We start from the raw sequence: 17,330 nt of genomic DNA on the forward strand, positions 1-17,330 counted from the left end.
GAGCCGCCGCACAGGGGACGGCGGCTCCCGACCGCTCCTTTCCGAGAGGCAGCCATGACCACCGGCACCCACGAGACCGCCGACACGGCCCCCCGCGAGACGCCCGGCACCGGCGCCCTCCACGGAACGTCCGACGCGAGCGGCCTCCACGGAACACCCGGCGCGGGCCGGTCCCGGGGGAGCGCCGACGCGGGCCGGCCCGGGAGTGCGCCCGGACCGGGCCGCACCCGGGCGGGGTCCGGCCCGGACGGGCCCCGCGAGGCGCCCGGCGCGGGAGACCCGGGCGGGACTCCGTCCGGTCCGGGCGGCCCCGAGGCGGTCGACGCCGGCGCCTACCAGGTGCTGCGCGACCGCCTCGCCGCCCAGGCCGCCGAACTCGCCCGCCGCGCCGAGACGCTGAACCGGCGCAGGGCCGAGGAGTTCGGCGCCCCGGAACTGCGCCTCACCGGCACCGGGCGGCTGCGCACCGACCGCGCCGGCGTGCCCCGCGACATCGTCGCCGTGGGCGACGTGCTCCTCTTCGGCTACGGCGCCCGGCCCCGGCCGGACGGGGACACCGCGGTCGGCGACGTCCTCGCGCCGCACGACCGCGACCTGAACCGGCTGCCCGACGACGCCGTGCCCGGACTGCTGGACGACCCCGGCTTCCTGCGCGAGTTCACCGCCCTGCACCGCTACTACCGCCACGCACGCCTGCTGCGGCTGCGCCGCGTCGACGGCAAGCTGCTCGCCGTCTTCCAGACCGGCGAGAAGGCCGACGACATCCGCGTCCTGCGCTGGACGGTGTCCGAGGACGGCCGGGCGTCGTTCCTGGACGCGCGCGGCGACCGCGACCACGCGCTCACCCCGCCGGACGACATCGGCTGGACCCTCACCACCCGCGAGGACCACGTCCTCGGCCGCCACCCGCACGTCTCCGTCCAGGGAGAGGTCTTCGTCGACACCCTCGGCGGCACCCTCACCGTCAAGACCGAGAACGACACCGGCACCGCCGACGGCATCCACGCCGAACCGGTCGACGAGCCCCTGCAGTCCCTCGCCGACGCCGAGATCGCCCACGCGCGCGTCGGCCCCCTGATCCTGCTGCGGATCCTGCCCTACAAGGAGACCGCGCACCGCTACCTGGTCTTCCACACCCTCACCCGGTCCGTCGTCCGCCTCGACGGCATCGGGCAGGGCTGTCGCCGGCTGCCCGAGGACCAGGGCATCGTGTTCCCCGGCGGCTACTGCCTGGCCACCGGTTCCCACAAGACGTACGAACTCGACGTCACCGGCATGCGGTTCGAGCGCGAGGTGCGCTCGCCCCACGGCGAGGACGTGCTGTACGCCTTCCACGCGCCCGAGCGCGGACGCGGGCTGCTGCTGTCGTACAACCTGATCCGCGAGGCGGTGGCCGCCCCGCTGACCTGCCACGGCTGGGCGCTGTTCGACGACGGACTGCTCGCCCTGCTGCGGCCCGACGGCGACGACCCCGCCCGCGTCCACCCCCTCCAGCTGTGGCGCTCGCCCTACGTCTCCGACACCCACGCCGCCGCCCGGCCCGCCGGTGAGGGCGCGCTGGCCCGGGTCGGCAACGCCGACCTCGTGCGGGGCATCTCCGACTGCCTGTCGCTGGCCCGCTCCGTCGCCGAGACCACCCCCACCACCGAGGTGTACGCGGCGCTGGTGGGCGCCTGCGTCCGCGCCCTGGACGCCCACCACTGGCTGGGCGAGAGCGAACTCGGTGACCTGCGCGCCCCGTTGGAGCAGGTTCGGCACACCGCCGAGCAGGTGCTGGCCGAGTTCGAGACCGTGCGGGACCTCACCCGCCGGGCCGCCGACGCGCTCGACGAGGCGGCGGAGCGGATCGCCTCGGTGGTGCGCCGGCTGCGCGGCGAGCAGCCCCGCGAGGCCGCCGCCTGGGTCGCGGGCCTCACCGAACTGCGCCACGGCCAGGGGCACTTGCTGACCCTGAAGGACATGCGGTACGCGGACCACGCCCGCATCGACGCGCTGGCCGCCGAGGCCGAGGCGGACCTCGCCTCCTTCGGACAGCGCGCGGTCGCCCACCTGGCCCGCGACGACGCCTTCGCCCGGCACCACGCCGACGTCGAACGGCTCGTCGCCGACGCCGAGGCGATCACCACCGCCGCCCAAGCCGGCCCGGTCGCCGCCCGCCTGGACGAACTCGCCGACGGGCTGCGCACGGTGACCGAGGTCGTCGCCGGACTCGACATCGGCGACGCCACCGTCCGCACCGCGGTCCTGGAGCGGGTCGCCGAGGCCCTGGGCGGCGTCAACCGCGCCCGGGCCACCCTCGATGCCCGCCGCCGCGGGCTCCTCGACCGGGAGGCGCGTGCCGGGTTCGCCGCCGAACTCGCCCTGCTCGGCCAGACGGTCACCGGCGCGCTCGCGGCGGCGGACACCCCCGAGGCCTGTGACGAGCAGCTGACGCGCGCACTGGCCCAGCTGGAGGTGCTGGAGTCCCGGTTCGCCGAGTCCGACGACGTCCTCGGCGCCCTCGCGGACCGCCGCACCGAGATCCACGAGGCGTTCTCCGCCCGCAAGCAGAGCCTCACCGACGCCCGCGCCCGCCGTGCCGAACAGCTCGCGTCCGCCGCCGACCGCGTGCTGGAGACGGTCGTCCGGCGCTCCGCCGCGCTCGCCGACACCGACGCGGTGAGCACCTACTTCGCCTCCGACCCGCTCGTCGCCAAGGTCCGTCGCACCGCGGACGAACTGCGCGGACTCGGCGACCGGGTCCGGGCCGAGGAGCTCGACGGCCGGCTGCGCTCCGCCCGGCAGGAAGCCGTCCGCGCCCTGCGCGACCGCACCGACCTCTACGCGGACGGCGGACGCGCCATCCGCCTCGGCGGCCACCGCTTCGCCGTCAGCACCCAGCCGCTGGACCTCACCGTCGTCCCGCACGGCGACGGCCTCGCGCTCGCCCTCACCGGCACGGACTACCGCGCCCCCGTCAGCGACCCCGCCCTCCTCGCCGCCCGCCCCCTGTGGCACCGGCACCTGCCGTCGGAGTCGCCCGAGGTCTACCGCGCCGAACACCTCGCCGCCCGCCTGCTGCACGAGCACGGCGCCGACGCCCTCACCGGCGCCGACGACCTCGCCGCGCTGGTCCGCCGGGCCGCCGAGGAGGCGTACGACGAGGGGTACGAGCGGGGCGTCCACGACCACGACGCCACCGCGATCCTCACCGCAGTCCTGCCCCTGTACGCCGGCGCCGGGACGCTGCGCCACGAGCCCGCCGCCCGCGCCCACGCCCTGCTGTACTGGGCGCACGGCACCACGGCCGAGGAACGCGCCGACCTCACCCGCCGCGCCCGCTCCCTGGCCCGGGTCCGCGACGCCTTCGGCCCGCCGCCCGCCCTCGACGCGCTGCGCGGCGAACTCGCCGGGGCCGTCGAGCGGTGGGGCGGCGGCGACGCCGTACGGCCGGAGGCGTGCGCCGCGTACCTCTTCGAGGAGCTGACCACCGGTCCCGAGGGCTTCGTCGTCGCCGCCCGCGTCCGCTCCCTGCTCGACGCGTTCCGCGGCACGGTCACGACCGGGGCCTACGACGAGGACCTCCCCGCCCTCGACGACCTGGCGGCCCGCCGCCAGCTGGTCGAGGCCTGGCTGTCCGCGTACGCCGCCGCCACCGGCACCCCCGTCGGCCCCGGCGATCTCGCCGAGGCCGTGGCCGCCGAGCTCTGCCCGGATTTGCCCCGCCACACGTCCGACGCGCCGCTGACCGCCACCGTGGAGGGGCTGCTCGGCACCCATCCCCGGATCACCGACCGCCGCCTCACCCTCCGGCTGGACGAGTTCCTCGCCCGCACCGCGGAGTTCAGGGAGCGTGACGTCCCCGCGTTCCGCGCCTTCCAGCGCCGGCGCACCGCCCTCGTGACCGCCGAGCGGGCGCGGCTGCGGCTGGACGACCACCGGCCGCGGGTGATGGCGACGTTCGTCCGCAACCGCCTGGTCGACGAGGTCTACCTGCCGCTGGTCGGCGACAGCCTCGCCAAGCAGCTCGGCACCGCGGGCGAGTCCGCCCGCACCGGCACCGGCGGCCTGCTGCTGCTCGTCTCCCCGCCCGGCTACGGCAAGACGACCCTGATGGAGTACGTGGCCCACCGGCTCGGTCTGATCCTGGTGAGGATCAGCGGCCCGGCACTCGGCCGCACCGTCACCTCGCTGGACCCGGCCGAGGCGCCGAACGCCACCGCGCGCCAGGAGGTCGAGAAGATCAACTTCGCGCTGGCCGCGGGCAGCAACACCCTCCTGTACCTCGACGACATCCAGCACACCTCGCCCGAACTGCTGCAGAAGTTCATCCCGCTGTGCGACGCCACGCGCCGGGTGGAGGGCGTGTGGGAGGGCGAGCCGCGCACCTACGACCTGCGGGGCAAGCGGTTCGCCGTCTGCATGGCCGGCAACCCCTACACCGAGTCCGGCGAGGTCTTCCGGGTGCCCGACATGCTGGCCAACCGCGCCGACGTGTGGAACCTCGGCGACGTCCTCACCGGAAAGGAGGACGTCTTCGCCCTCAGCTTCCTGGAGAACGCGCTCACCGCCAACCCGGTGCTCGCCCCGCTCGCCGGACGCGACCGCGCCGACCTCGACCTGCTGATCCGCCTCGCCGAGGGCGACCCCACCGCCCGCCCCGACCGGCTCGCCCACCCCTACGCCCCCACCGAACTGGACCGGATCCTGGCCGTGCTGCGCCATCTGCTCACCGCCCGCCGGACGGTCCTCGCCGTCAACGCGGCCTACATCGCCTCCGCCGCCCAGTCCGACGACGCCCGCACCGAACCGCCGTTCCGGCTCCAGGGCTCCTACCGCAACATGAACAAGATCGCCCAGCGGATCCGGCCCGTCATGAACGGCGCCGAACTCGCCGCCGTCGTCGACGACCACTACACGGCCGAGGCGCAGACCCTCACCACCGGCGCCGAGGCGAGCCTGCTGAAGCTCGCCGAGCTGCGCGGCACGCTCACCGCCGCCCAGGCCGAGAGGTGGGCCGAGGTGAAGGCGGCCCACGTCCGCACCCGGACCCTGGGCGGCACGGACGAGGACGCCCTGACCCGCGCGGTGGCCGCCCTCGCCCTCCTCGGCGACCGCATCGCCGCCGTCGAGTCGGCCATCACCCGCGCGGCCGATCCCCGCCGCCTCATGGCCGGCCCGACGGCCCGCCACGCGGCCCGGCCGGTTCCCGAGGAGACCTGACGACGCCCCGCTCCCGCCCGGCGCCGGACGGCACGACGTGCACCGGGTCCTCGGCCCTCACCGGGGGTGCGCGTCACCGCCGCCGGCGGACGCGGCCACCAGGGCCGCCAGCTCCTCCGGGGTCCGGGGTCCGGGGGCCGGGCCGGCCGGCAGCCCCCGGGCACGGAGCAGGTCCGCGACCGCCACTCCCCACGGCAACCGCAGCCCCGCCGCCGCGAGGAGTTCCGTGCGGGCCAGCATCGTGGCGGCCGGGCCGGTGTGGGCGCCGGACGGCGTGAGCAGCGCCGCGTCGTCGGCCCAGCGCAGGGCGAGGTCCACGTCGTGGGTGGCCATGACGACCGTGGTGCCGTTCTCGCGCAGACCGTCGAGGGTGGCGAGCAGCCTCTCCTGGCCGTCGGGGTCGAGTCCCGCCGTCGGCTCGTCCAGGATCAGCACCCGGGGCCGCATGGCGACCGCGCCCGCGATCGCCGTCCGCTTGCGCTGTCCGTAGGACAGCAGGTGCGTGGGCCGGTCGGCGAGGGCGGTGATGTCCAGTGCGGCCAGCGCCTGAGCCACCCGGGCGCGCACCTCGGCGTCGGGCAGGCCGAGGTTGAGCGGCCCGAACGACACGTCCTGGCCGACGGACGCGGCGAACAGCTGGTCGTCCGGGTCCTGCACCACCAGCTGCACGGTCGTCCGCAGCCGGGTCAGCCCCTTGCGGTCGTAGCGCACCGCCCGTCCCCCGACGGTCAACTTACCGCTGTGCGGGCGCAGTCCACCGCTGAGCAGCCGCATCAGCGTCGTCTTGCCGCTGCCGTTGCGGCCCAGCAGCGCGAGCGCGCGTCCCTCGCGCACCTCGAAGTCGAGGCCGGTGAGCACGGGCGGCCCGTCCTCGTACGCGAAGGACGCGCCCCGCAGGGCGACCAGCACGGACTCGCTCACGACAGGGGTCCTTCCAGGGCGAGGGCGAGGGCGGCCAGTGCCGCGAGGAGCGCCGCGCTCGCGGCCGTGAAGCGGACGGAGACCCGGGCCTCGGGCACCAGGACGCGCAGGGTGCCGTCGTAGCCGCGCCCGGCGAGCCCGGTCTGCAACCGCGCCGCCCGGTCGAAGGCCCGGACGAACGCGGTGGCGCCGAGCCCGCCGAGCGAACGCCAGGACGCGGAGCGGGTGGTGTGTCCGAGCCGGGCCGCCTGCGCCTGACGCACCCGGCGCACCGAGTCCAGCAGCAGGAAGCTCATGCGGTACGTCACCAGCGCCACGTCGACGATCGGCGCGGGCACCCCGGCGCCGACCAGGCGCGGCAGCAGGTCGGACATCGGGGTGGTGAAGGCGAACAGCAGCACCCCGAGGGAGGCCGCCGACGTGCGCAGCACCAGCTCCCCGGCGCGCACCGGCCCGTCCTCGGCCAGGGACACCCACCCGCCGGGTCCGCCCACCTGGACGAGCAGCGTCAGCGCACCGGTGACGCAGAAGCCCAGGGGCACCCGGCAGGCGCGCCACAGCCGCCGGCCGGGCACTCCCGCCGGGCCCAGCAGCACCGCGAGCGCGGTCAGCAGCACCAGGGCCGCGCCAGGCCAGGGCGGCAGCGAAACCGCGAGCGCGGTCAGACCCAGCCCGAGCACGGCCTTGTCCACGGGGTGACGGCGGCGCCAGCGACTGCCGTGCGCCGCCGCGTCGATCGGCAGCAAGGGACCTCAGCCCCGTCGTTCGGAGGGAACCCCGCCACCGGCGCCCGCGCCGGCTTCGGCGTCCGCGTCCGGCCGCGCGGGATCCACCGCCGACCCGCCGCCGGGGTCCGCCCCGGCCGTCAGCCGGGCCGACGCCCGCGCCTCGCCCTGCCGCCGCCCCCGCCACACTCCGAAGCAGTACGCGAGGACGCCCGCGCCGATCGCCGCCTGGAGGGCGAACAGCGCCGACTCGATCTCGCCGGACGGCGGTTCGTACAGCGGCGAGAACCACGGCTCGTAGTCCGGGTCGATCTCGGTGATCGCGGTCTCCGCCTCGCCGTCGGCGCCCGCGAACGGCTCCTCCTTGTGGTCACCGAGCCCGAGTGCCAGGGGCAGCACGGCGAGTGCGGCGACGAGGAGCAGCAGCAGGGTGTTGATCTTCGCGTTGCGGCTCACCGGCCCACCGCCCCGGCCGTGCCCGGCGCCTTCCGGCCGACCGTCGCCGGCAGCACGCCGAGCCGGGTCAGCTCGCCCCTGCTCGACTGCACCAGCATGCGCATCACCAGCACGGTCAGCAGCCCCTCGCTCACCGCGAGCGGGATCTGCGTGACGGCGAAGACGGAGCCGAACTTGCCGAGCGCGCCCAGGAACCCGCTGCCCGGGTCGGGGAACGCGAGCGCCAGCTGGACGCTCGTCACGCAGTACGTCGACAGGTCGGCGACGAACGCGCCGCAGAACACCGCCACCGTCAGCGGCACGTCGAAGCGGCGCAGCAGTCTGTGGACGCCGTATCCCGCCCACGGGCCGACGACGGCCATCGAGAAGACGTTGGCGCCGAGCGTGGTCAGCCCGCCGTGCGCGAGCAGCAGCGCCTGGAACAGCAGGGTGATGGTGCCCAGCACAGCCATGACCGGGGGCCGGAACAGGATCGCGCCCAGGCCCGTGCCGGTGGGGTGGGAGCAACTCCCCGTCACCGAGGGCAGTTTGAGCGCGGACAGGACGAACGTGAACGCTCCCGAGGCGCCGAGCAGCAGCGTGTTCTCGGGATGCTCCCTGACATCGCGGACGAGCGACCGGGCCCCGTGGACGACGAACGGCGCCGATGCGACACCCCAGGCGACCGCGTGCGCCGGTGGCAGAAAACCCTCGGCTATGTGCATGGCTCAGCAGACCCTCTCCAGCACCTCGTGGATGGTTGGCGCGCCTTGGCCGGTCTCCTGGCTGACGGGTACCACCGCCCGTGCTCCGCCTTCCCGGGTCCCGAGGGACCCAGTGGCCGTCCGCGAGGACTGGAGCCGGACTTCCCGATCACAGTGGCGAGGGCCGCACCGGTATCGCACCGGATTTCCCGTCACCAAGGCGTGGTGACAGTAGTGCCCGTTCCGGCCCGGTGACAAGCGGACGCGGGGAGCGCGCGGACGGCGGCCGGCACCCCGGCGCACACCCGCGGGCCCGACACCGGCCGCACACCCCGCCGAGACGGAGGGACTGGGGGAGGGTGGTCCTGGGTAGTGCCTTGCTGCAATTAATATGCAACAGCGTTTTTCAGGCATCAGGGCTCTGGGATGTGAGGTTCGATGACGACCCGACGAATACGGGGGGCCGCCGTCGCGGCGGCGATGGCCGGCGCGGTCGCCGCCTGCTCGGCACCGGGCGGCGGCGGCACGGACGGCGGCGCGCCCGCCGATTCCGTGGTGATCGGCGTCGCCTCCGAGCCGGACACCCTCAGCCCGCTGCTCGGCTACGGCAAGGACGGCAATTCCAAGATCTTCGACGGACTGCTCGCCCGGGACGCCGACCAGGAACTGAAGCCCGCGCTGGCGAAGGCGCTGCCCGAGGTCGGCGACGGCGGCCGCAGCTACACCTACACCCTGCGCGAGGGCGTGAACTTCAGCGACGGCGAGCCGCTCACCGCCGACGACGTGGTCTTCACGTACCGCACGGTGCTGGACGACAAGACCAACAACACCGCCAAGAGCGAACTGGACGCCATCAAGGAGGTGCGGGCGGACGGCGACGACAAGGTCGTCTTCACGCTCAAGTACCCCTACGCGGCCTTCGCCGCCCGCACGGTGCTGCCCATCGTCCCCGAGCACATCGCCGGGAAGCAGGATCCCAACACCGGCTCCTTCAACACCGAGCCGGTCGGCACCGGACCGTACGTGCTCACCGACTGGAGCAAGGGCGAGAAGCTCACCTTCAAGGCGAATCCGGACTACTGGGGCGGCGCGCCGAAGGTGAAAAAGCTCACCATGGCGATCATCGCCGACGACGACGTCCGCGCCACCCGGCTGCGCTCCGGCGACCTCGACGGCGCGGTCCTGCCGCCGAACCTCGCCGCCACCTTCAAGAACGACGACGGCCGGAAGACCTACCGGGCGACGACCTACGACTTCCGCGCCGTCACCCTCCCCACCGGCAACCCGGTCACCGGCGACACCGCGATCCGCCGGGCCCTGGACCTCGCCGTGGACCGCGAGGCCATGGTCGACAAGATCCTCGACGGAGCCGGCCGTCCCGCCTACGGCCCGCTGCCGCTGGACGACCCCTGGTTCGCCCAGGACGTCGAGCGCGCCCGGGACCTCGGCGAGGCGGAGCGCGTCCTCGACGAGGCCGGCTGGAAGCCCGGCAAGGACGGCGTCCGCGCCAAGGACGGCCGCCGCGCCTCGTTCACCCTCTACTACCCCTCCGGCGACAAGGTCCGCCAGGACCACGCCCTCGCCTACGCCTCCGACGCCAAGAAGGCCGGCATCGAGGTGAAGGTCGAGAGCGCCACCTGGGAGGTCATCGAGCCCCGGATGAAGCACGACGCCGTCCTCGCGGGCTTCGGCAGCACCGGCGACCCCGACTTCGGCCTCTACACCCTGCTGCACTCCTCCCTCGCCGGGGACGGCTTCAACAACATGGCCCGGTACGACAACCCGGACGTGGACCGGGCCCTCGACACCGGCCGCCGCAGCCAGGACCCCGAGGACCGCAAGGCCGCCTACGACGACCTCCAGCGCGCGCTCGTGAAGGACCCCGGCTACACCTTCCTCACCCACATCGACCACATGTACGTCCTCGCCGACCGCTGGGACGGGCTGACCACGCAGACCGAGCCGCACGAGCACGGCTTCGCCAGCGGACCCTGGTGGAACGTCGAGGACTGGCAGCCGAAGAAATGACGGTCCCTCCCTGGGGAGCGATGGCGCGTCTGGTGGCACGGCGGGCCCTGCTCGCCGTGCCCGTGCTCCTCGTCGTCACCTTCGGCGTGTTCGCCATCGCCGCCGCCTCCCCCTTCGACCCCGTCAAGGCGTACGCGGGCACCGCCGCGCTCGGCGCCGACCAGGAGACCCTGGACCGGCTGCGGGAGAACCTCGGCGTGGACCGGCCCTTCGCCGAACGCTGGTGGGAGTGGCTGACCTCCGCGGCCGGCGGCGACTTCGGCCAGTCCAGCGTCATGCGGCAGCCCGTGGCCGAGGTGATCGGGGAACGGCTGGTGTGGTCGGCGCTGCTGTGCGCCGTCGCGTTCGCCGTCGCCGTCCTGCTCGGCACCGTGCTCGGCGTCCTCGCGGCCCGCCGCCCCGGCTCGCCGCTCGACCGCGCCGTCACCTCCCTCGCCTACGCGCTGGAGGCCGCGCCGGTCTTCTGGATCGCCCTGCTCGCCATCTGGCTGTTCGCCCTGAAACTGGACGTCCTCCCGGCCGGCGGCCTCACCGACACCGGCAGCGAGCACGTCACCGCCGGACAGCTCCTGAGCCACCTCGTGCTGCCCGCCGGTGTCCTCGCCGTCTCCCAGCTGCCCTGGTTCACGCTCTACGTCCGCCAGGGCGTCGGCGACGCGCTCGCCGAGGACCCGGTGCGCGGCGCCCGGGCCCGCGGCCTGAGCGAACGCACCGTCCTGCTCGGCCACGCCCTGCGCTCCGGACTGCTGCCGGTCCTCACCCTGATCGGCTCCCGCGTCCCCGAACTCATCACCGGCGCCCTGCTGGTGGAGAGCGTCTTCAGCTGGCCCGGCATCGCGGCGGCCACCGTGGAGGCGGCCACCGCCGTCGACTTCCCGCTGCTGGCCGCGCTCACCACCCTCGCCACCGCCGCCGTCCTCGCCGGAAACCTGCTCGCCGACCTGCTGTACGGACTGACCGACCCGAGGGTGAAGCTGAGTGAGATGTGATCCCCATGGCTGACACCACCGTCGAGAAGACGAACGCCACCGGCGCGGCCGGGGCCGCGTGGCGCGGGCACGGCGCCGCCCGCCGCTCCACCCACACCCTCCGGCTGCGCGTCTCCGCCGCACTGGTCGCCGTGACCGCCCTGGCGGTGCTGCTCGTCCCGCCGCTGGTCCAGCTCGACCAGCAGGCCGTCGACCTGTCCGCCAAACTCCTGCCGCCCGGCTGGTCCCACCCCTTCGGCACCGACGACGTCGGCCGTGACCTGCTGCTGCGCTGCGTCTACGGCCTGCGCGTCTCCCTGCTCGTCGGCGTGGTGGCCGCGCTCACCGCCACCGTGATCGGCACCGCCGTCGGAGCCACCGCCGGGGCCCTCGGCGGCTGGGTCGACCGCGCCGTCATGCGGCTGGTCGACACCGTGTCGTCCGTCCCGCACCTGCTGCTCGGCATCTTCATCGTCGCCATGTTCCGGCCGGGCGTCTGGCCCGTGGTGGTCTCGGTCGCCCTCACGCACTGGCTGTCCACGGCCCGTATCGTGCGCGCCGAGGTCCTCTCGCTGCGCTCCCGCCCGTACATCGACGCGGCCGTCTCCGGCGGTGCCTCCCGGTGGCGGGTGGCGGTCCGGCACCTGCTGCCCGGCGTGCTGCCCCAGGCCGGGCTCGCCGCCGTCCTGATGATCCCGCACGCCATGTGGCACGAGTCGGCGCTGTCCTTCCTCGGCCTCGGCCTGCCCACCCACACGGCCAGCCTCGGCACCCTCATCCAGGGCGCCCGCGGCTCCCTGCTCGCCGGACAGTGGTGGCCCACCCTCTTCCCCGGCCTGTTCCTGATCATCCCCACCCTCGCCATCGCCGGGCTCGCCGGAGTCTGGCGCGAGCGGATCAACCCGCGGCGCCGATCGGAGCTGATGCTGTGACCCAGCGAACCGAGCGAACCGAGCGAACCACCCGGTCCGGGCGGACCGGGCGGCCTCCCGTGCTGTCGGTCCGCGGACTGTCGGTGCGCTTCCTGCTGCCGGGCGGCCGCCGGATCGCCGCCGTCACCGACGCGCACTTCGACGTGGCGCCCGGCGAGTGCCTCGCCCTGATCGGCGAGAGCGGCTGCGGCAAGTCCGTCCTCGTCTCCGCCCTCCTCGGCCTGCTCCCCGCCAACGCGCAGACCGCCGGAAGCGCGCTCCTCGGTGACCTCGACCTGCTCACCGCCGACGAGCGCACCCTCGCCCGCACCGTGCGGGGCCGCCGGATCGGTCTCGTCCCGCAGAGCCCGGCCGCCCACCTCACCCCCGTCCGCACCATCCGCTCCCAGCTGGAGGAGACGGTCGCCCAGCTCACCGGCGTCCGGGGCCGCGCGGCCCTGCGCACCGCCGCCGAGCGGGCCGCCGAGCGCGCCGCGTTCCCGGTGGACCACCTCGACCGTCACCCCCACGAACTGTCCGGCGGCCTCGCCCAGCGCGCCGCCACCGCCCTCGCCCTGGTCGGCGGGGCACCCCTGCTGCTCGCCGACGAACCCACCACCGGCCTGGACCGCGACCTGGTGGACCGCACCGTCGACGAACTGCGCCGCCACGTCGACGCCGACGGTGACCGGGCGCTGCTGATGATCACCCACGACCTGGCCGCCGCCGAACGCGTCGCCGACCGGGTCGCCGTCATGTACGCGGGCCGCATCGTCGAACTCGCCGACGCCGAGGCCTTCTTCGGCGCCCCCGGCCCCCGCCACCCCTACAGCCGCGGCCTCCTCGACGCCCTCCCCGACCGTGCCTTCACCCCCATCCCCGGGATGCCCCCCGAACTCGGCGCCCTTCCCGACGGCTGCGCCTTCGCCGCCCGCTGCGGGCGGGCCACCGACCTCTGCGCGACCCTTGCGCCCCTGACCGGACCGGTCGCCTGCCACCACCCGATCCCGGCCCACGACGGGAAGAGCCCCAGCACCGCGGCCCCGGAGGACATCCGTGCTTGAACTGCGCGCCATCACCGCCGGGTACGACCGGCGCGCCCCCGTCGTACGGGACGCCTCCCTCACCGTCGCCCCCGGCGAGGCCGTCGGCCTGCTCGGCCCCAGCGGCTGCGGCAAGTCCACCCTCGCCCGCGTCGCCGCCCTGCTGCACCGCCCCGACGCCGGCACCCTCCTCCTCGACGGCACGCCCGTACGCCACTGGCGCCACCGCGCCCCCCGCGCACAGCGCACCGCCTTCGGCGTCGTCTTCCAGCAGCCCCGCCTCTCCGCGGACCCCCGGCTGCGCCTCACCGACCTGATCGCCGAGCCCCTGCGCGCCACCGGCCGGCGCGAGGAGATCCCCGCCCGGGTCCCCGAACTCGCCGACACCGTCGGCCTGACCCCCGACCTGCTCACCCGCCGGCCCCACGAGGTCAGCGACGGCCAGCTGCAACGCGCCTGCCTGGCCCGCGCGTTGGTGCTCCGCCCGCGCTGGCTGATCTGCGACGAGATGACCGCGATGCTCGACGCGTCGACCACGGCCGCGCTGGTCGCGGTCGTCGAGGACTACCGCGCGGCGACGGGCGCGGGCCTGCTGGCCGTGGGCCACGACCGGATCCTGCTGGACCGCTGGTGCGACCGCACCGTCCACTGGGACACGGTGGCGCCCGCCGGGAAGGAAGGGGCGGTGCCGGCCACCCCTGGCCGGTGACCGGCACCCGTACGCGGGGCGGCCGGCGCGTCCGCTGCGCCCGGCCGGCCGCGGCCCCGTCGGTCAGCCGCCGCTGCCCATGGCCTTGCGGACGGCGTCCTTGGTGCGGTCCATGAGGGCGGCGACCGGTCCGAGGGCCATGTTCTTCGCACCGGACTCGACGCCCGGGTGGGGCCGGGTGGGCGCCATGGCCTCGGCGGCCTTGACGGCTTTCGCCATCGCGGCCAGGCCGGTCACGTCGGTGCTGCGGCGGATGTGGGTGAACTCGTAGCGCTCCTCCGCGCGGGCGTGCTCCTGCACGTCCGCGCGGAGCTTCATGAGACGCGGCAGGAACTCCGGGTCGTCGGTGTCCATCTCGTCCAGGGCGGCGAGGGTCTCCTTGGCCGCCTTCTCCTCGGCGAGCCGATCCTCGACGACCTGCTCGCCGCCGGGGAGGCGACGGCGGGCGAAGGGGTGGACGACCTCCTCCTCGGCGGTCTCGTGCACGGCCAGCAGCCGCACCAGGCGGCGGAAGGCGTCCCGGCGCTCCTCGCCCTCGGCGGCCTCGACCTCGTCGAAGAGGTTGCGGATGTCGCCGTGCTGGCGCATCAGCAGCGCGACGACGTCGTCGTCCTTCGCCCTGTCGTCCCCGGCGTGCGGAGTCTTCAGCTCGGACATCTCGGCCTCCCCTACTTCTCGCGCTGTGCGGGGTCGGGGTGCTCGCCCTCGGTCTGGACGCGGTACTCGCGGCCGAACATCTCGCCGTGCTCGGTGATCACCCGGTCGCTCGGCGGTGCCTCCCCGCCGTGGATCTGCTCCTGCATCCTCTCGAACCGCTCGTGCGCCTCACGGACGTAGCCGGCGCCGAGCGTGGTCAGGTCCATCTGGGTGTCGAGCAGTTCGCGCAGGTACTGCTTGTTCGGCTCGAAGGTGAGCACGTTGGGCAGCTCGGGGGCCAGCACCGAGGCGGGGTCGCGGCCGTCGTGGCGGCGCATCAGGTCGCAGGCGAGGTGCAGGTGCTCCAGCTCCATGTTCAGGTGCAGCTCCCAGATCGCCTTGACCCTGGGATCGCTCTCCTGCTCCATGAAGGAGTAGTACAGGTAGCACTCGTTGTACTCGTGGTTGACCAGCTGCTCCCACCAGGTCTCGCCCGGGTCGACCAGCGACTCGTAGTGGGTGACGTGCTCCTCCTCGATCAGCCCGATCTCCTGGTAGAGCTGGCGGGCGATCGGCTCCATGTAGGTGGGGCCGGTGTTCATGTAGAAGTTCATGGTCTGCTGCTCCGCCGACATGATCGTCAGCGCGTGCAGCTTCGACAGCGGGTTCGTCTCGTCCTTGGCGTAGGGGTCGCGGACGTTGTCGACCGGGTCGCGGTGGTGGAACCTCGTGGGCCGGCCGGGCATGACCTCGGTCAGGTTGTCGACGATCGACTCCGCCTTGCGGTGCTCGATCATCTCGTACAGGTTCGCGTACCGGTACAGGTGGTCGAAGTCCTCCAGCACGCCGAACTGGTACGCCTGTTTCAGGTACGGGTCCGGCTCCATCCGCGCCACCCACGCCGTCAGGTCCACCGCGACCTGCTCGTAGGCGATCGTCGTCTCCAGTACGGAGGAGACACCGGGGAGGAGCCAGTTCACCACCTTCTGCTGCTGCGCCTCGATGTACCGGACCTGGGCCAGCTGCCGCTTGATCTCGGGGTCGGCCGTGTGACGGGCGAGCTGGTGGCTGAACAGGATCGCCTCCACCTCGATGCCGTTCATCGTGATGATGCGGCACCGGGTGTACGGGTCGCAGCGGTCCGGATCGATCGGGGGGACGTCGAGTTCCCGCCAGTTCCGCAGCTGGCGGTCCAGCGGGATGCCCCGCTGCTCAAGAGGGTTGAACGTCACGGGCACTCTCCTCGTCGAAAGTCCGAGTGGGCGGAGTACCCCCGTGGCCGTCGTCCATGTCGCGGAGAACGCGGGGGCACCGACTTCATGCTTCGGCCGCCCCGGACGCCTCGCCACCGCAGGCGCGCGTATGGGCTAATCGGGCGAATCCGGCGAGGGGCCGGGCCCGGACGGCGGGGGAGTGCCGTGAGCGGGACGGCACGCGGTCCGCCGGGCCCCACCGGCTGGAGGAGCCGTCCGAGCCGGTGGGGCGGGCGCGTGCGGCGACGCCGCACGCGCCACGTCGTGTCCGGTGCCCCGTCGGGGGCAGTGCCGGCGGACGGCCGTCGCGAACCGGGCCTCAGCGCGCGGGAGGCCGGAACTCCGGCTGGTCGATCAGGCGCAGCCAGCTGCCGTCGGGCCGGCGGCGGACCACCTGGGCGCGGGCGCCCGCGCCGTCGCGGGGCGGGGTCGAGGTGAGGGCGATGTCGCCGCAGACCAGGGTCGGGAGCGGTTCCTCCGGCTCGAAGCGCGGCGCGTCGGCGAGCACCTCCTCCCACAGCCGGCGGATGGCGTCCCGGCCGACGGTCACGGCGCCCGGCGGGTACGCCATGACGGCGTCCTCCTCGTAGAGCGCGGCGAGGCCGGCGGCGTCACCGGCGTTGGCGCGCTCGACGAAGAGCCGGGTGAGGTCCTCCGGTTTCATGGCCTTCTCGTAGGTGTCCACAACCACCCTTTCCACGGGACGGGTTCGTACGGGACCATGCTCCGCCGGCGCTCCATCACAAGTCCAAGCAATGGTTCCGATCGGTTCTACAATCAGCGGTTATGGAACTGAGGCAGCTGAAGTACTTCGTGGCCGTCGCCGAGGAGGCCAACTTCACGCGCGCCGCCGAACGCGTCCACATCAGCCAGCCCGGCATCAGCGCCCAGATCCGTCAGCTCGAACAGCACCTGGGGGCCACCCTCATCAACCGCTCCGGCCGTACGGCGGGGCTGACCGCGGTCGGCGAGGTCGTGCTGGGCCACGCACGGGCGGTGCTGGCGGCGGCGGAGGGACTGCGGGAAGCCGTCGACGAGATGAACGGGCTGGTCCGGGGCGGACTCGTGGTCGGCATGGTCACCTCCTGCACGATCACCCCGCTGTTCGACGCCCTGTCCGCCTTCCGCCGCGCCCACCCGGGCGTGGAGCTCAGCCTGGTCGAGGACGACTCCGCGGAACTCGTGGAGCGCGTCCGCGCGGGAACCGTCGATCTGGCGCTGATCGGCGCGGCCGGCGGACCCCCACGGGACCTGGACGGGTGGCCGGTCATCAGCGAACCCCTGGTCGCGGCCGTGCCGTTGGACCACCCGCTGGCCGACCGGGAGGCGATCACGCTCACCGAGCTGTGCGGCGAACCGGTCATCTGCCTTCCGCGGGGGACCGGCATCCGCGCGGTGCTGGACCGGGCCGCCGCCGCGCAGGGCCTCACCCCGACCGTCGCCCTCCAGGCGAGCGCCCCCGGCGCGGTGATCGACCTCGCGCTGCGCGGGCTCGGAGTCGCCGTGCTCTCCCGGTCCATGGTCGCCGACCACGCGGGTCTGCGCGGCCTCCCCCTCACCGACGCCGACATCCCCGCGGTCCTGGCCCTGATCTCCGCCCCCACCAAGAGCCCGGCCCTGCGCGAACTGCTGACCCACTGCCACCGCTCCTTCGGCCCGCATGCGGAGCACGGAGGCCGGGCCGGGACCGCACGCCGCCTCCCACAGCCCTGACGAGAGCACCGGCACCCGACCGGTGTCGCCCTGTCCGCACCTTCCACATCGTCGGCGAAGGGCAGGCACCGCTGGCCCGGGT

The 17,330-nt window shown here is 74.4% G+C and carries 14 protein-coding genes and 1 riboswitch; of the genes, 7 read left to right on the forward strand and 7 right to left on the reverse strand.

Going from position 1 to position 17,330, the window contains the following annotated elements; translation table 11 throughout:
• Positions 1–54: 54 nt before the first annotated feature.
• The gene (locus tag RIM90_RS07260; protein WP_309059742.1) at positions 55–5,202 is read left to right on the forward strand and encodes a DNA repair ATPase; all 5,148 of its coding nucleotides are present in this window, start codon (positions 55–57) and stop codon (positions 5,200–5,202) included.
• A gap of 57 nt (positions 5,203–5,259) precedes the next feature.
• Here RIM90_RS07260 and RIM90_RS07265 read toward each other — a convergent pair whose 3' ends face one another.
• The 4 genes from RIM90_RS07265 to RIM90_RS07280 are packed head-to-tail and all read right to left on the reverse strand — an operon-like array spanning position 5,260 to position 8,008.
• The gene (locus RIM90_RS07265) at positions 5,260–6,123 is read right to left on the reverse strand and encodes an ATP-binding cassette domain-containing protein (RefSeq protein ID WP_309059743.1); all 864 of its coding nucleotides are present in this window, start codon (positions 6,121–6,123) and stop codon (positions 5,260–5,262) included.
• Positions 6,120–6,869, reverse strand: a complete 750-nt coding sequence (gene cbiQ, locus RIM90_RS07270) for a cobalt ECF transporter T component CbiQ (protein ID WP_309059744.1) — start codon at positions 6,867–6,869, stop codon at positions 6,120–6,122. The genes RIM90_RS07265 and cbiQ overlap by 4 nt, the downstream gene beginning before the upstream one ends.
• A gap of 6 nt (positions 6,870–6,875) precedes the next feature.
• The gene (locus tag RIM90_RS07275; RefSeq protein ID WP_309059745.1) at positions 6,876–7,304 is read right to left on the reverse strand and encodes an energy-coupling factor ABC transporter substrate-binding protein; all 429 of its coding nucleotides are present in this window, start codon (positions 7,302–7,304) and stop codon (positions 6,876–6,878) included.
• Positions 7,301–8,008 carry an energy-coupling factor ABC transporter permease gene (locus RIM90_RS07280; RefSeq protein ID WP_309059746.1) on the reverse strand — a complete coding sequence of 236 codons (708 nt, stop codon included), beginning with the start codon at positions 8,006–8,008 and terminating at the stop codon, positions 7,301–7,303. Before RIM90_RS07280 ends, RIM90_RS07275 begins: the two co-directional genes overlap by 4 nt.
• A gap of 29 nt (positions 8,009–8,037) precedes the next feature.
• A riboswitch (cobalamin riboswitch) is annotated at positions 8,038–8,222 on the reverse strand.
• A gap of 203 nt (positions 8,223–8,425) precedes the next feature.
• Here RIM90_RS07280 and RIM90_RS07285 point away from each other — a divergent pair.
• From RIM90_RS07285 to RIM90_RS07305, 5 genes are read left to right on the forward strand one after another with little or no spacing between them, the layout of a single operon-like run.
• Positions 8,426–10,015 (forward strand): ABC transporter substrate-binding protein, encoded by a 1,590-nt coding sequence (locus RIM90_RS07285; RefSeq protein ID WP_309059747.1) that lies wholly within the window; start codon positions 8,426–8,428, stop codon positions 10,013–10,015.
• Between the two features lie 20 nt (positions 10,016–10,035).
• Positions 10,036–11,004: an ABC transporter permease gene (locus tag RIM90_RS07290; protein WP_309059748.1), complete on the forward strand. Its 969-nt coding sequence runs from the start codon at positions 10,036–10,038 to the stop codon at positions 11,002–11,004.
• 5 nt (positions 11,005–11,009) lie between these two features.
• Positions 11,010–11,915 carry an ABC transporter permease gene (locus RIM90_RS07295; protein ID WP_309059749.1) on the forward strand — a complete coding sequence of 302 codons (906 nt, stop codon included), beginning with the start codon at positions 11,010–11,012 and terminating at the stop codon, positions 11,913–11,915.
• Positions 11,912–12,958: an ABC transporter ATP-binding protein gene (locus tag RIM90_RS07300; RefSeq protein WP_309059750.1), complete on the forward strand. Its 1,047-nt coding sequence runs from the start codon at positions 11,912–11,914 to the stop codon at positions 12,956–12,958. Before RIM90_RS07295 ends, RIM90_RS07300 begins: the two co-directional genes overlap by 4 nt.
• Positions 12,951–13,646: an ATP-binding cassette domain-containing protein gene (locus RIM90_RS07305; RefSeq protein WP_309059751.1), complete on the forward strand. Its 696-nt coding sequence runs from the start codon at positions 12,951–12,953 to the stop codon at positions 13,644–13,646. The genes RIM90_RS07300 and RIM90_RS07305 overlap by 8 nt, the downstream gene beginning before the upstream one ends.
• Before the next feature lie 63 nt (positions 13,647–13,709).
• Here the strand turns inward: RIM90_RS07305 and RIM90_RS07310 are convergent, their stop codons facing one another.
• The 3 genes from RIM90_RS07310 to RIM90_RS07320 all read right to left on the reverse strand — a co-directional run bounded on the left by RIM90_RS07310 (position 13,710) and on the right by RIM90_RS07320 (position 16,220).
• Complete coding sequence (locus RIM90_RS07310; protein WP_309059752.1) at positions 13,710–14,303, reverse strand: hemerythrin domain-containing protein; 594 nt, start codon at positions 14,301–14,303, stop codon at positions 13,710–13,712.
• Positions 14,304–14,314: 11 nt separating this feature from the next.
• Positions 14,315–15,514 carry a hypothetical protein gene (locus tag RIM90_RS07315; RefSeq protein WP_309059753.1) on the reverse strand — a complete coding sequence of 400 codons (1,200 nt, stop codon included), beginning with the start codon at positions 15,512–15,514 and terminating at the stop codon, positions 14,315–14,317.
• Positions 15,515–15,854: 340 nt separating this feature from the next.
• The gene (locus tag RIM90_RS07320) at positions 15,855–16,220 is read right to left on the reverse strand and encodes a nuclear transport factor 2 family protein (RefSeq protein WP_309059765.1); all 366 of its coding nucleotides are present in this window, start codon (positions 16,218–16,220) and stop codon (positions 15,855–15,857) included.
• Between the two features lie 101 nt (positions 16,221–16,321).
• Here RIM90_RS07320 and RIM90_RS07325 point away from each other — a divergent pair, with 101 nt between their 5' ends.
• Positions 16,322–17,248 carry a LysR substrate-binding domain-containing protein gene (locus RIM90_RS07325; RefSeq protein ID WP_309059754.1) on the forward strand — a complete coding sequence of 309 codons (927 nt, stop codon included), beginning with the start codon at positions 16,322–16,324 and terminating at the stop codon, positions 17,246–17,248.
• The last annotated feature ends 82 nt before the right edge of the window (positions 17,249–17,330 follow it).

The sequence above is a fragment of the Streptomyces sp. genome, assembly GCF_031181555.1.
GTDB classification, from domain to species: domain Bacteria; phylum Actinomycetota; class Actinomycetes; order Streptomycetales; family Streptomycetaceae; genus Streptomyces; species Streptomyces fimbriatus.